Origin of the sequence: Lachnotalea glycerini, assembly GCF_003201285.1 — a bacterium.
Lineage (GTDB): Bacteria > Bacillota > Clostridia > Lachnospirales > Lachnospiraceae > Lachnotalea > Lachnotalea glycerini.
In genome coordinates, this window is record NZ_QICS01000001.1 from 840,154 (window position 1) to 855,272 (window position 15,119).

The 15,119-nt window shown below is 35.6% G+C and carries 11 protein-coding genes; 1 reads left to right on the forward strand and 10 read right to left on the reverse strand.

The window, feature by feature from the left end; all coding sequences use genetic code 11:
- Nucleotides 1-79: 79 nt before the first annotated feature.
- From ilvB to C8E03_RS03550, 10 genes are all read right to left on the reverse strand, one after another.
- On the reverse strand, nt 80-1,759 hold the full coding sequence (ilvB, locus tag C8E03_RS03505) for a biosynthetic-type acetolactate synthase large subunit (RefSeq protein WP_110290297.1): 1,680 nt from the start codon (nt 1,757-1,759) through the stop codon (nt 80-82).
- A 13-nt stretch (nt 1,760-1,772) separates the two neighbouring features.
- On the reverse strand, nt 1,773-3,443 hold the full coding sequence (gene ilvD, locus C8E03_RS03510; protein ID WP_110290298.1) for a dihydroxy-acid dehydratase: 1,671 nt from the start codon (nt 3,441-3,443) through the stop codon (nt 1,773-1,775).
- A gap of 76 nt (nt 3,444-3,519) precedes the next feature.
- On the reverse strand, nt 3,520-4,602 hold the full coding sequence (gene leuB / locus C8E03_RS03515) for a 3-isopropylmalate dehydrogenase (RefSeq protein WP_110290299.1): 1,083 nt from the start codon (nt 4,600-4,602) through the stop codon (nt 3,520-3,522).
- A gap of 272 nt (nt 4,603-4,874) precedes the next feature.
- Complete coding sequence (yajC, locus tag C8E03_RS03520) at nt 4,875-5,183, reverse strand: preprotein translocase subunit YajC (protein WP_094378716.1); 309 nt, start codon at nt 5,181-5,183, stop codon at nt 4,875-4,877.
- A 97-nt stretch (nt 5,184-5,280) separates the two neighbouring features.
- Entirely contained in the window at nt 5,281-6,432 is a 1,152-nt protein-coding gene (gene tgt, locus C8E03_RS03525) for a tRNA guanosine(34) transglycosylase Tgt (RefSeq protein WP_094378640.1), read from the reverse strand.
- A 15-nt stretch (nt 6,433-6,447) separates the two neighbouring features.
- On the reverse strand, nt 6,448-9,171 hold the full coding sequence (locus C8E03_RS03530; RefSeq protein ID WP_110290300.1) for an ATP-binding protein: 2,724 nt from the start codon (nt 9,169-9,171) through the stop codon (nt 6,448-6,450).
- 51 nt (nt 9,172-9,222) lie between these two features.
- Nucleotides 9,223-10,233, reverse strand: coding sequence for an NAD(P)H-dependent glycerol-3-phosphate dehydrogenase (locus C8E03_RS03535; protein ID WP_094378644.1), 1,011 nt, complete (start codon nt 10,231-10,233; stop codon nt 9,223-9,225).
- An 11-nt stretch (nt 10,234-10,244) separates the two neighbouring features.
- A complete protein-coding gene (plsY, locus tag C8E03_RS03540; protein WP_094378646.1) occupies nt 10,245-10,877 on the reverse strand; it encodes a glycerol-3-phosphate 1-O-acyltransferase PlsY in 633 nt (210 codons plus the stop codon).
- 1 nt (nt 10,878) lies between these two features.
- Nucleotides 10,879-12,204 (reverse strand): ribosome biogenesis GTPase Der, encoded by a 1,326-nt coding sequence (gene der / locus C8E03_RS03545; protein WP_094378648.1) that lies wholly within the window; start codon nt 12,202-12,204, stop codon nt 10,879-10,881.
- Between the two features lie 58 nt (nt 12,205-12,262).
- A complete protein-coding gene (locus tag C8E03_RS03550; RefSeq protein ID WP_110290301.1) occupies nt 12,263-13,576 on the reverse strand; it encodes a DUF512 domain-containing protein in 1,314 nt (437 codons plus the stop codon).
- A gap of 235 nt (nt 13,577-13,811) precedes the next feature.
- Here C8E03_RS03550 and C8E03_RS03555 point away from each other — a divergent pair, with 235 nt between their 5' ends.
- Complete coding sequence (locus tag C8E03_RS03555; protein ID WP_094378652.1) at nt 13,812-14,984, forward strand: ribose-phosphate pyrophosphokinase; 1,173 nt, start codon at nt 13,812-13,814, stop codon at nt 14,982-14,984.
- Nucleotides 14,985-15,119: the final 135 nt, after the last annotated feature.

Below are 15,119 nucleotides of genomic sequence, written 5' to 3' on the forward strand. Positions count from 1 at the left end.
GATGTCATTTGTGCTATTCAATCACTTTAATCATTTTACAACTTTGATATTTTTTAGTCAATAGCAAATGGCTAACCTCTTATTTATTTTTTAAATCTTCCTCTGTAAAAGCTTCTTCTATCGCACCATTTGGTGCCACCATTGGCCATACCTTATCATCCAAATCAATCTGACAGTCAATTACAACCGGTCTGTTTAGTGTAATAGCTTTTTTCAGTGTAGGTGCAAATTCCTCTTTCGAAGTTACTCTCATCCCTACTGCTCCCATTGCTTCTGCTAATTTAACAAAATCAACTGCATCGTTTAACACAGTATAAGAATATCGTTTTCCATAGAACAATGTCTGCCATTGTCTAACCATTCCTAACACATGATTATTTACAACTACCTCTACGATAGGTATATTGTATCTTGCAGCTGTGGCAATTTCATTCATATTCATACGAAAACAACCATCGCCTGCAACGTTAATCACAGTTTTATCAGGACAGCCCATTTTTGCGCCTATACAAGCTCCAAGTCCATAACCCATTGTTCCAAGTCCTCCAGAAGTTAGAAAAGTTCTGGGTTTTTTATACTTATAAAACTGAGCTGCCCACATTTGATGCTGGCCTACTTCCGTTGTTATAATTGCATCTCCATTCGTAACTTGATATATCTGTTCAATAATATATGGACCGGTAAGACCTGTATCGTTATATTTTAAAGGATGCTTTGCTTTTAGCTCTTTTATATGCATAAGCCATTCTTCATGTTTGTGTTCTTCTATTTTGCTGTTTAATCTGGATAGCACTTCTTTGATATCACCAATTACACTTGCATGCGTCATTACATTCTTATTAATCTCTGCCGGATCAACATCAATTTGAAGAATTTTCGCTTTTTTAGCAAACGTTTTTGTATTTCCTGTAACACGGTCACTAAATCTTGCACCTATTGTAATTAGCAAATCACATTCTGTCACTCCTAAATTAGAAGCTTTTGTGCCATGCATTCCAAGCATTCCCGTATATAATTCATTTTCACCGTCAAAAGCCCCCTTGCCCATCAAAGTATCTGCGACAGGAGCATGAACCTTATTTACAAATTCTTCCAATTCTTTTGATGCTTCTGATAATATAACACCTCCGCCAACAAAGATGTACGGCCGCTTTGATTGACCAATTAACTCTATTGCTAAATCAAGATCCGTCTCTTGAATGGTTTTAGTAACTCTTTCTATATGATTTGGAATAGCAGGTCTATATTCAGTGGTATTGGCCGTAACGTCTTTCGTGACATCAACAAGCACAGGCCCCGGTCTGCCGTTTTTTGCAATTTCAAATGCCCGTCTTATTGTATCTGCCAGCTTATTAACATCTTTTACAATAAAGCTATACTTGGTAATTGGCATAACTACGCCGGCAATATCGATTTCTTGAAAGGAATCTTTTCCCAAAAGGGAAACACCAACATTTGCGGTAATTGCTACCATTGGAATGGAATCCATATAAGCGGTTGCAATACCTGTTACGAGATTAGTTGCCCCAGGTCCTGATGTGGCCAGACATACTCCTACCTTTCCGGTTGCTCTTGCATATCCGTCCGCTGCATGAGAAGCTCCCTGTTCATGTGACGTAAGAATATGTGTAATTTCATCCTTATGCTTATAAAGCTCATCATATACATTTAATATGGAACCTCCTGGATAACCAAAAACCGTATCCACACCTTGTTCCTTTAAACATTCAACTATTATCTCTGCTCCTTTTAATTGCATATATGATACCTCTCTATTTCTGTGGAATTTCTAAAATTGCACCACGGTTTCCAGATGTAACCATTGCAGCATAGCGTGCAAGGTATCCCGAGGTAATCTTAGCTTCTCTTGGCTTCCAATTCTCTCTTCTTTTATTAAGCTCTTCCTCTGAAATCACAAAATTTAAAGAATTTTCAGGAATGTTGATTTTAATAATGTCACCGTCTTGTACAAGTGCAATGTTTCCTCCAACCGCAGCCTCCGGTGATACATGGCCGATAACAGCTCCTCTTGATGCACCGCTAAAGCGGCCATCCGTAATTAAGGCTACACTTGAACCTAAGCCCATGCCACAGATTGCCGAAGTAGGACTGAGCATTTCTCTCATACCCGGTCCACCCTTTGGTCCTTCGTAACGGATAACAACGACATCTCCCGCAACTATTTTACCTTCTTGAATTGCTGTAATAGCATCCTCTTCACAGTCAAACACTTTGGCGGGTCCTTCGTGAACCATCATTTCAGGTGCTACCGCAGAACGTTTAACTACACCGGAATCCGGCGCAAGATTTCCTTTTAGTACTGCAATTCCACCGGTTTCGCTATAAGGGTTGTTAATTGGCCTTATTACTTCTTCATTTTTGTTGATGCAGCCCTTAATATTTTCTCCTACTGTCTTACCTGTAGCCGTTATCAACTCTGTATTCAACAGACCTTTTTGATTTAGTTCATTCATAACAGCATAAACTCCGCCAGCCTCATTTAAATCCTCCATATAGGTCGGACCTGCTGGTGCAAGATGGCATAAATTAGGAGTCTTTGCACTTATTTCATTTGCAATGTCTACGTTTAACAAAATACCTGCTTCATGTGCAATAGCAGGCAGATGAAGCATACTATTTGTACTACAGCCAAGTGCCATATCCACAGCTAAGGCATTCATAAAAGCTTCTTTGGTTAAAATATCTCTAGGTTTAATGTCCTTCTCAAACAATTCCATAACTTTCATACCTGCATGCTTTGCAAGCTTTATTCTCTCAGAATATACTGCCGGAATTGTTCCGTTTCCTTTCAATCCCATTCCAAGTGCTTCTGTTAAACAATTCATACTATTTGCAGTATACATTCCTGAACAGGAACCACAAGTTGGACAAACCTTATTTTCAAATTCTTCTACATCTTCTAATGTCATATTTCCTGCCGTATAAGCCCCCACTGCCTCAAACATACTGGAAAGACTTCTCTTCTCTCCTTTTACACGACCTGCAAGCATTGGTCCGCCGCTTACAAATACGGTTGGGATATTCACTCTGGCTGCTGCCATTAAAAGTCCCGGTACATTCTTATCACAGTTTGGAACCATGACTAACGCATCAAATGCATGTGCCATTGCCATACTCTCTGTTGAATCTGCAATTAAATCTCTTGTAACAAGAGAATATTTCATTCCTACATGTCCCATGGCAATACCATCACAAACAGCTATTGCCGGAAATACAATAGGCGTTCCTCCAGCCATCGCTACCCCTAGTTTTACAGCCTCTACTATTTTATCCAGGTTCATATGTCCTGGTACAATCTCATTATAAGAACTTACAATACCAACTAATGGTCTTTCCATCTCTTCTTTCGTAAGTCCTAAAGCATTAAACAATGATCTATGTGGAGCATGTGCAACTCCCTTTGTAACTGAATCACTTCTCATATTTGCCTCCATCTGCGTATAAGCACTATGCCTCTTATTTGTTGTAAGAATCGCTTTTTATCTCTACTTTTGTAACTTAAATTCTATCGGCTATTAAATCTCCCATTTCACAAGTACCTACTTTAGAAAAACCATCTGACATAATATCAACGGTTCGATAACCATCCTTTAGTACCTGAATGACTGCTGACTCTATTGCACCGGCCTCTTCGTCTAAATCAAAAGAATATCGGAGCATCATAGCTGCTGAAAGAATTGTAGCAATCGGGTTAGCCAGATTCTTCCCTGCGATATCCGGTGCCGAACCATGACTTGGCTCATACATACCCTGCTTTGTTTTTCCCAGACTTGCAGAGGAAAGCATTCCAATAGAGCCTGTAATCATGCTCGCTTCATCAGATAAAATATCTCCAAACATATTCTCTGTTAAGATAACATCAAATTGTCTTGGATTTTTCACCAGCTGCATTGCACAATTATCCACCAGCATATGCTCAAGCTCGACTTCCTTATAGTCTCGTGCTACCTCTGTTACGACCTTTCTCCAAAGTCTGGAAGAATCCAAAACATTTGCCTTATCGACACTTGTCACTTTCTTTCTTCTTTTCATTGCTATATCAAATCCTCGTATTGCAATGCGTCGAATCTCCTCTTCATCATAAGTTAAAATATCCGTTGCCTTTATAATACCATTTACTTCTTCAGTTTTTCTCTCTCCAAAGTAAATACCGCCGGTAAGCTCTCGCATAATAACCATATCAAATCCATCGCCTATCACCTCATCCTTTAATGGACATGCTGATTTTAATTCCTGATATAAATAAGCAGGACGAATGTTTGCAAATAGGCTAAGTCCTTTTCTTAATGCTAAAAGTCCGGCTTCAGGACGAAGGTTAGGTGCTACACCATACCACTTAGAATTACCTACGTCACCACCCACTGCACCTAGTAATACAGAATCACTTTCTTTTGCAGTACTTAAAGCTTCCTCTGTCAAAGGAACACCGTGAACATCAATTGATATTCCTCCCATGAGGACTTCTGTATAGTTAAACTTATGTCCATACTTTACTTCAATTTTTCCTAACACCTTTTTAGCTTCTGCTACTATCTCAGGTCCTATTCCATCACCAGAAATCACTGCTATATTGTAGTTCATGGTTATCTATCCTTTCTCGCTTTCATTTTCTATTGTTGTAATCATAGCTTATTTTTTTGCATTTTTCAACTATTATAACAAATTTTTAATTATTTTTTGAATATTATAACTACCAGGAATAGTAAGCATAACCTCTAATAATGCTATATGTAATAATAAGCAAATCATTTAATGTAAAAATATGATTTCAATAAAACAAAAACACCTCTACATATAAAATACAAATTGATTTCTATGCAGGGATGTTTTATTTTTTAAGTGAATCACAATTACTATTGAACCTCTGGTTTTTCAACCTGAGTGATTGCAGATTTTTGCATTGGAATTCTACAATTTTTATTGTTTCCAAATTCTACAATTACAGTATCATCTGTAATGTCAATTACGACACCATAGAATCCGCTTGTAGTTAAAACGCTGTCACCTGTTTCTAGATTACTAATCATGGTCGCTAATCTTTTCTGTTCCTTTTTCTGTGGTCTGAATACAATGAACCATAATCCAAAAAATAAGGCAGCATATAATAATATCATGATACCTCCTGATGCTGCTGAAGATGTAGTCGCTACGAATGAATTCATCATTTATTCCTCCTAATATTTCCTAATATACATATATTTTAACAATGATACTATTTTACACAAATATTACACTTTCATCAAGTATTTTATCATATTTTTAAAAACTAGTTATATTTGGCTTATCATTTTCCAAAAAACCTTCCAGCTTTGCCTTTTTATATTCTATAAATCTTCCTTCATCTAAAGCTTGTCTTATTTCTTCCATCATCGTGTTATAGAAATATAAATTGTGGAGCACGCACAATCTCATACCAAGCATTTCTTTTGCCTTTAATAAATGTCTGATATATGCTCTACTATAGGTACGACAGGCAGGGCACTGACACCCTTCTTCTATTGGTTTTTCATCAAGCTCATATTTTACATTAAATAGATTTATTTTTCCCTTTCTCGTATATAGATGTCCATGTCTTCCATTACGGGATGGATAAACGCAGTCGAAGAAATCAACGCCTCGTTCCACTGCCTCTAATATATTAGCAGGTGTTCCGACTCCCATCAGATAGGTTGGTTTGTCAACCGGAAGATATGGAACTGTTTCTTCTATAATACGATACATTTCACTATGAGACTCTCCTACTGCAAGACCTCCGATCGCATATCCATCCATATCCAGTTCTGATATTATTTTTGCATGTTCGATTCTGATATCCTCAAAAGTTCCTCCTTGATTAATCCCAAATAGCATTTGCTTCTTGTTTATGGTATCTTCTAAAGCATTCAAACGAGACATCTCTTTTTTACATCTGTGAAGCCATCTGGTGGTTCGTTCAACGGAAGCCTGAATGTATTTTCTTTCTGCAACGCTAGAGGGACACTCATCAAAGGCCATTGCAATTGTGGATGCTAGATTGGATTGAATTTGCATACTTTCCTCCGGACCCATGAATATCTTATGTCCATCAATATGAGAGTTAAAGTAAACTCCTTCCTCTTTGATTTTACGAAGTCCTGCAAGTGAAAATACCTGAAAGCCACCTGAATCCGTTAAGATTGGTTTATTCCATACCATGAACTTATGCAGTCCACCAAATTGCTTAATTAACTTATCACCAGTTCTTACATGCAAATGATACGTGTTGGAAAGTTCAACCTGCGTTTTGATTTCATACAAATCTTGTGTAGATACAGCACCTTTAATCGCTGCTACCGTACCGACATTCATAAAAACAGGTGTTTGAATCACCCCATGTACGGTATGAAACTCACCTCTTTTGGCTCTTCCTTCTTGTTTTATTAATTTATACATACCTGCCTGCCATTTCTACTCTTTTTGCAAATAGTGTAAAATCAGTTCGAGTGCCGCCTCATATTCTAATTGTTCTATCTGCAATCTCAGTGTTTTGATATATTCTCTTTGCTCTTCATCTAAAGCATATGATAATAATTCACTCGCTTTTTCATATGCTGCTGAAGAATCATATGCCTCCAGCAATTCCTTGATTTTTTTCAACTTCTTTTGAAAGCCGATTGCATCTAATACAATACTTGTTGTGTCTTCTGTCTTATTCTTGGTTTGCTTAATGAAACTCTCTATATTTTGTATTAGATTTTTAAATTGCTGAAGAAAATTTTCAATATTATCATTGATAAATTCATAATTTTCTTCTTTTCCTGCATATTCATGTCTTCTCGCTATTTCGCCTAGCTCTAACGCTCCAATTGAATTCATTGCCCCCTTAATTCCGTGAGCCTCTATTGTATATCCATAGTAATTTTGTTCTTCATAATAGTTGCTTAGTAGCTTGCATTTTTCTTTTCCTTCTTTCACAAGGATGTCTAATACATTCATATAACTCTCTATATTATTATTGCAGTTTTGCATGCCAATCTTTGTATCAATACCTTGAATAGACAAAGGCTTAAATTTTTCTTTGTTATCAGAAGAATTTATATGGTCTATATTTTGAATATATTTTGACAAATAACGAATTAAGATTGTTTCAAGCTTAGTTACATCAATTGGCTTTGCAATATAATCCTGAAAGCCTTCATTGATAAACATCTCTCTTGCACCACTAACCGCATTGGCTGTCAGTGCAACGATAGGAACATTTTTATAATAATTCTCATTTTTATTTCTTATTAGCTTTTGTGTTTCTATTCCATCTAATTCAGGCATCATATAATCAAGAAATATTAAATCATACTTAGGACTTTCTAATAATTGAAGTCCTTCCTTACCGCTCTTTGCTACCGTCACATTTATCATATAATAATTTAGCAGACCTCTGATCACTTCCAAATTAATCAGGTTATCATCAATCACAATTACTTGCGCACCCGCTGCTGAAAATTTTTTATACTTTGTAATACTATTATAATTTAACTTACTGTTATCTCCATTAAGAACAGCAGCTATTGTCATACAAGTTACCGGTCTTCTCAAAACAACCACATTTTCATAGCGTAGAATCGGTGCAATATAATCTACTAAAACGCATAATTTAGCATTTCTACAATTTTTTCTAATAAAGCTCTCTTCCTTTTCAAACATTCCTTTTGATATAAATAAATTTGTATACTCAATGTTTACTAAGTAAGTCTTAAGTTGGTCTAAACTGTGCACAAGGTTAACATCAATACCAAATTGCATACAAGCATTTTTTATCAGCTCTGCATGCTTTCTTGTTTTTTCAAACACTAATATTTTTCGTTGTATGTTATTATCTATAACAACCATAGGCTCTCTGTTCATTATCTTTTGTGGCAATAATACAGAAAAGATACTGCCTTTTCCAAATTCACTTTGTACTGCAATACTTCCCCCCATTAAGTCCAATAGCTGTTTACATATTGAAAGCCCAAGACCCGTTCCCTCAATATTTCGATTCTCATATTCTCCTACTCTTACAAAGCTTCGAAAAATTTTATTAATATTTTCTTCCTTGATTCCAACTCCTGTATCTGCTACATTTATAAACAGTAAAATGGAATCCTGCCTAAACCTGCTGCCTATCGTAATCGTAATAGAACCCGTATGCGTAAATTTTACTGCATTATTTAAAAGATTAATCAATATTTGCCTAATTCTGACCTGATCTCCCAAAAGCTCACTTGGAATTTTAGGATCAACATTTACAAACAATTCCACATCTTTTCCAATTAATCGGATAGAAATCATATTGATTACATCATTGATAACAGAGGAAAACTCATATTTTTCAAGTGTTACAATCATCTTGCCTGATTCTATTTTAGAAAAATCTAAAATATCATTAATAATAGCTAATAGGGAGGCACTTGCATTTTGAATATTATGAGCTTTTTCTCTTACCTCTTCACTAATATCTGTTCTTAATATTAACTCAATCATCCCTAAGATTGCGTTCATAGGAGTCCGAATCTCATGAGACATATTTGCCAGAAAAAGACTTTTTGCCTTATTGGCTTCCTTAGCAAGAAGCACAGCTTCCTCTGCTTTTTTACTCTCTCTTAAATAAATTGCTCCTTGAAATTCAATTACGCTTCCAATTACAATCGCAGCCACAATAACAGCTATTATTATATTTGTAAATATTTCCTTTTGGTTTGATAATTTTATAATCATTTCTGGATAGTGAAATTCCAATGTAACCATGCAAATAAATAATAGAATCTGTAAAAGAACGGTAGCAACCAATACCTTTTTACTATTACTTACAAAAAAAGTCATAACAATAAGCAATACCCAATATGCAGGTATTCCGCTGTATATTCCTCCATCGTAAATATATAAAACCGGATAAACAACAAGTGTAACAGAACAAATTACTGCATAACATCCAAATCTGTAATTTCCAACTGCTTGTACTATTGTTCCAATAATCATAAGAAATAACATTGCTACCCCAATAAGAATAGATGCTATTGTTGGTACCTTTTTTAGATATAAGCTGATTGTGCTCAATAGGCAGGTAATCATTGCTGTTGCAAATGTTACCCTAAATAGTCTTAAGTCAAAAGGTGATTTTTCATTAAGAAATTTATCTTTAAACTTCTTTAGCATATAATTTAAACCTCTGTCAAATGATTTGACATTTTAACTTATCTTTTGTTTTTATTCCCAAGGTAAATCGGAGTGCTCAATTTTTTTATCTCTTATCATTAATTCCTTCACTGCTTCTGCTGCTGGTTTTTCAAAAAATAATACTTCGTTTACCTGCTCTATAATTGGCAAGGACACCTGATATTTTTCTGCAAGCTTAATGGCTGCTTTTGCTGAATAAACTCCTTCAACAACCATTTTCACTTCTTTCATTGCCTCATCCATTGTATAACCTTTTCCTATTAGTATACCCGCTCTTCTATTTCTGCTATGCATACTGGCACAAGTTACAATTAAGTCTCCAATTCCTGTAAGTCCAGAAAATGTTTCTTTCTTACCTCCCATAATGGTACCAAGACGACTGATTTCAGCTATTCCTCTTGTGATTAATGCTGCTTTCGTATTATCACCGTATCCCAATCCATCTGCGATACCTGCTGCAAGTGCAATCACATTTTTAAGCGCTCCTCCAAGCTCGATTCCTAATATATCAGGGCTGGTATATACACGAAATACCTCATTCATAAAAGTATTTTGAATAAATTCCGCATTTTCTTTTGCCTTTGCTCCAGCTACGCAGGTAGTGGGAATCTCTCTTCCTACTTCCTCTGCATGACTGGGACCAGATAATACTGCTGCATTAACACCGGGGATTTCTTCTTCAATAATATCAGTTAATGTATATAGTGTGCTTTCTTCAATTCCCTTTGCTACATTAACAATTAATTGATTTTCACTCACATACTCCCTTAGCATTCTACTGGTACTTCTTGTATATGGCGATGGTACAGCCAAAACCAACATGTCCTTATTGGAAGCAGCTTCTTTTAAATCATTTGTAATTAAAATATCTTCTGCTATCTTAACTCCCGGTAATTTATCCTTATGCTCTCTTTGTACCTTTAGCATATTAACTTCATCTTCTATGATAGACCATATAGTTACCTTATGTCCATTATTATGCAGCAGAACGGCTAAAGCAATACCCCAGCTGCCTGCACCTATTATACCAACTTGAATCATATTAACCACCCTTATTTTTGACCAAGCTTATGCTCAGTCCCTTTCACTAATCTAATGATATTTGCTCTGTGCCTGTAAAATGCTAATGCGGTTAATACAAAACTTACCGCATACAACTCATAAAGATATGGCTGGGTCAAATGAAATACTCCTCTGCTTCCCAATACAATAACCTCAATCAAAAAGCCTGTCATTAAAAGCAGTGAGCCAAGCGAAACGTATCTGGTTATTGCGACAGTAATGATAAATGTAAAAAATCCAATAATAGCCATTGTATTATGAAACGCAAGTATCATTCCGGCAGTGGCAGCAATTCCTTTACCACCCTTAAATCCTAAATAGAATGGAAAATTATGGCCTAAAACTGTTCCAAGACCTGTATACATTATAAGCAAAGGCATCCAATCTACACAAGACACTCCAAATATTTTTCTTGCAACCCATGCTGCTAATACAGCTTTTAAGCAATCTCCTAAAAAAGTAATAAAACCTGCCTTAAAGCCTAATGTTCTAAGTGCATTGGTGGTACCTGCATTACCACTTCCCATCTGTCTTATATCTACATGCTTAATCTTACCATATATGTAGCCCGTTTGAAACAAACCACACAAATAGCCTATTATCACGCACACCAATCGTTCCATGTTACTGATTTTCCTTTCGCTCTCTAACAATAAATTTTAAAGATGTTCCTTTAAAACCAAAGGCTTCTCTAATTCTGTTTTCAATATATCTTGTGTAAGAAAAGTGCATTAACTCCTTGTCATTTACAAACAAAACAAATGTCGGAGGTTTCACAGCTACCTGAGTAATATAATAGATTTTCAAACGCTTTCCTTTATCAGAAGGCGGCTGCTGAAGTGCTACTGCTTCTGCAACAATTTCATTTAAAACTCCCGTTGCAATTCGAAGCGTTTGATTTTGAATCACCACATCAATCTGCTCAAACAGCTTAGGAAGTCTTTGTCCCGTCTCTGCTGAAATAAACATAATTTCTGCATATGGCATATATGCCAGCACATCTTTGATTTTTTTTGTATATTCGTAAATGGTTTTATCATCCTTTACAATAGCATCCCATTTATTGACTGCTATAATAATTCCTTTCCCTCTTTCATGTGCAATACCCGCAATCTTTGCATCTTGCTCGGTAATTCCTTCTGTTGCATCAATCATCACAACAACAATATCTGCTCTATCCACTGCTGCTACCGTACGAATAATACTGTAGCGTTCCAGCTCTTCCTTAATTTTATTTTTTCTTCTGAGTCCTGCTGTGTCAATAAATACATATTCCTTATCCTGATGTATTACTCCTGTATCAACAGCATCGCGGGTCGTACCTGCTATATCTGATACAATCAGCCTTTTCTCACCCAAAATTTTATTAATTAATGAAGATTTTCCTACATTCGGCTTACCCACAATTGCTACTCTAGGTCTTTCATCCTCTTCTTCTGCTAAATCCTCTTGATTAAAATGCGAAGTAACTATATCAAGCATATCTCCAAGCCCAAGTCTTGAAGCTGCCGATACTGGTATTGGATCGCCAATTCCCAGATTATAAAATTCATATACATCCGGCATAAACTTGTCAAAACTGTCTACCTTATTGACAATTAAAACAACAGGCTTTTTCGAACGTCTTAACATATCAGCTACCTTAGCATCTGAGTCCACCAAACCTTGTCTTACATCTGTAATAAAAATAATGACATCTGCTGTTTCAATTGCTATTTCAGCCTGTTCTCTCATCTGGGATAAAATAATGTCCTTGCTGTCAGGCTCTATACCACCTGTGTCAATTAAAGTAAAAGTCATATTAAGCCAAGTTACATCTGCATAGATTCTGTCTCTTGTTACACCCGGTGTATCTTTAACAATCGAAATAGTATCTCCTGCTAATACATTAAACAATGTTGACTTTCCTACATTAGGACGTCCTACAATTGCTACAATTGGTTTACTCATATAAATCTCCTTTTCTATATTAGGATATACAGCCCTTATCTATAATAAACTGTTATTTCTAATCTTGAATTACCGAATTGATAAAATCGCGTCCGCTTGATTTTACAATATCTACTTTCACTTGTAAAGTAGTTTCCAATTCGAATATCGTAATATCGTCCAGAAATACATCTTCTCCGCTTCTTAAAATATTACACGGAAGTAAAAGTTTTTCTCCTAATTCTTTGTCTTTTAGTTGCTCAATTAAATCCTGTCCCGTTAATAAACCTGACACCGTTATCATTGATCCAAAAAAATTATTAATAATTTGATATACATGGACGGTCATTTTAGGGAATTTTTCCTCCAAACGTATAGCCATCTTTTTAATATAGCTATAGGCAGACACACCTGTCGCTATACTTATCATATGCTCTCTGTTATCGGAATTAAGCTGACTGTATTCCTCCTCAAATTCATCCAATAAAAGCCTTACCATTCCAACGCCATTTTCAAGCTGAAGATAACCATCATAATTATCTGCTTCCGGTAATTTTTCATTCGCCATTATATACCATTCATCCCCTGCATGGATAAAATGCGTTCCATATTTTTTAAATAGTTTCTTCTGCCATTTATGAATAATAGCCAGTACCTCTTTACTGTCCTCTTTGCTAAAAGGCTCCAACGGCCATAGTCCTTCCCGAAACTTCGTAAGGCCTACGGGAACAATAGACACACTCTTAAGGTGTGGAATGTATTGAGACATATCCTGTATGCTTCGCTCCAATTCCTTACCATCATTAATCCCCTTACATAATACAATTTGCCCATTCATCTCAATTCCAGCCTCATAGAAACGATCCACTTTCTTAAGTGCATCCCCTGCAAAACGATTATGTAGCATTTCACACCTAAGTTTGGGGTTCGTCGTTTGAAACGATATATTAATCGGAGACATCTTATATTCTATAATACGATTAATATCTTTTTCACTCATATTGGTTAAAGTAATATAATTCCCCTGCAAGAATGATAATCTGGAATCATCATCCTTAAAATAAAGAGTTTGTCTCATACCCTCAGGCATCTGATCAATAAAACAAAAAATACATTTGTTATGACAGGATTTATAATCATCCATCAAACCATTTTCAAACTCAATCCCAATCTCATCATCAAAATCCTTCTCTATCTCTAATTCCCATTCTTCTCCATTTTCCTTACCTATCAATAATACCAAATACTCTTCCTCTGCCAAAAATTGGTAATCAAATACATCCTCTATTTCTTTATTGTTAATTGCAATTAAACAATCACCTGGTACTAATTCCAGTTCATCTGCTATACTTCCCGGCACAATTTTACTTATTACATGCCCTTTCTTCCTCATAATACTACTCCTTGTCTATAATCAAAAGCACAAAAGAAAGAAAAAATCTGTTGATTTGTTCCCCATTTTTTCAAAGCTTTCGTTTCTATCATACTAAAATTAACTCTAAAAAGCAATAAATCTTGACGTACTTTCCTCTTGATGTTATAAATTATAAGTAACATCTTTTAGTATGACAAGTGAAATGGATTACATTCATCTTGTTTAATATATTGTTCGGAGGAATACAATAACTATGCCTAATCTTGCTTTATTAGAAAATTCACTTCCTGTTGCACCTCTTAAAATTGCTGCTTTAGAAGGTTGTAGACAACTTGCGTCAAATGTTGACGACTACATTTTAAAATTTAGAGATAATTTAAATCCAGATTTGAAATTGTTCAAAGGCTTTCATGAGGATACCTATCTGACAAAATGCTCTTGTCCCAGATTTGGAACCGGAGAGGCAAAAGGAATCTTTTACGAGTCCATTCGCGGTGCTGACCTTTTTATCATGGTTGATGTCTGCAATTATAGCTTATCCTACTCTGTATGTGGACAAATCAACCATATGTCTCCTGATGATCACTACCAGGATTTGAAACGAATCATTTCAGCTGCTACCGGCAAAGCACACCGTATTTCTGTTATCATGCCATTTCTTTATGAAGGAAGACAGCACAAGCGTACAAAAAGAGAATCCCTTGATTGTGGTTTAGCTTTGGAAGAATTAATCAATATGGGAGTATCCAATATCCTTACATTTGATGCTCATGATCCACGTGTACAAAATGCAATTCCTCTTAGTGGTTTTGACAACTTTAATGCATATTACCAATTTATGAAAGCATTGCTTCGTACTGAAAAAGATTTAAAAATTACGAACGAAAAATTAATGATTATCAGCCCTGATGAGGGTGCTATGCATAGAGCAGTTTATTTGTCAAACGTTTTAGGTGTTGATATGGGTATGTTTTATAAACGTCGTGATTATTCTACTATTATCAATGGTAAAAACCCCATTGTTGCCCACGAATTTTTGGGAGATAGTGTAGAGGGTAAGGATGTGATCATTATAGATGATATGATATCTTCTGGGGAAAGTATGCTAGATGTTGCCAAGCAGTTAAAAGAGCATAAAGCAAACAGAATATTTATTTTTTCAACTTTTGGTCTGTTTACGGATGGGCTATCCAAATTCGATGAATATTATGAAAAGGGTTACATTACACGAGTTGTAACAACTGATTTAATATATCGTACCCCTGAATTATTATCAAAGGAATACTATCTTGAAGCTAAAATGAGTAAATTTCTTGCGACAATTATTGATAGTTTAAATCATGACATTTCTATTGGAAGCGTATTAAGTCCAACTGAAAAGCTTCATTCTGTAGTTGCTAAATATAATAAAGGAATCGAATTTTAATTTATTCATGTAACAATGTATGGAATTTGATTACTCACTTGCAACTAAGTTAGATGCTAAGTGACTACTTCCATATCTAAACATACGCATCATCTCCCTAATTCCTCGCTCATGAGGGACTTGACAGCTTTACCG

Bases quoted from the DNA above. Each gene is read 5' to 3' on its own strand.
- ilvB (WP_110290297.1), bottom strand. From the start codon at position 1,759: ATGCAATTAAAAGGAGCAGAGATAATAGTTGAATGTTTAAAGGAACAA.
- ilvD (WP_110290298.1), bottom strand. From the start codon at position 3,443: ATGAGAAGTGATTCAGTTACAAAGGGAGTTGCACATGCTCCACATAGA.
- leuB (WP_110290299.1), bottom strand. From the start codon at position 4,602: ATGAACTACAATATAGCAGTGATTTCTGGTGATGGAATAGGACCTGAG.
- yajC (WP_094378716.1), bottom strand. From the start codon at position 5,183: ATGAATTCATTCGTAGCGACTACATCTTCAGCAGCATCAGGAGGTATC.
- tgt (WP_094378640.1), bottom strand. From the start codon at position 6,432: ATGTATAAATTAATAAAACAAGAAGGAAGAGCCAAAAGAGGTGAGTTT.
- C8E03_RS03530 (WP_110290300.1), bottom strand. From the start codon at position 9,171: ATGCTAAAGAAGTTTAAAGATAAATTTCTTAATGAAAAATCACCTTTT.
- C8E03_RS03535 (WP_094378644.1), bottom strand. From the start codon at position 10,233: ATGATTCAAGTTGGTATAATAGGTGCAGGCAGCTGGGGTATTGCTTTA.
- plsY (WP_094378646.1), bottom strand. From the start codon at position 10,877: ATGGAACGATTGGTGTGCGTGATAATAGGCTATTTGTGTGGTTTGTTT.
- der (WP_094378648.1), bottom strand. From the start codon at position 12,204: ATGAGTAAACCAATTGTAGCAATTGTAGGACGTCCTAATGTAGGAAAG.
- C8E03_RS03550 (WP_110290301.1), bottom strand. From the start codon at position 13,576: ATGAGGAAGAAAGGGCATGTAATAAGTAAAATTGTGCCGGGAAGTATA.
- C8E03_RS03555 (WP_094378652.1), top strand. From the start codon at position 13,812: ATGCCTAATCTTGCTTTATTAGAAAATTCACTTCCTGTTGCACCTCTT.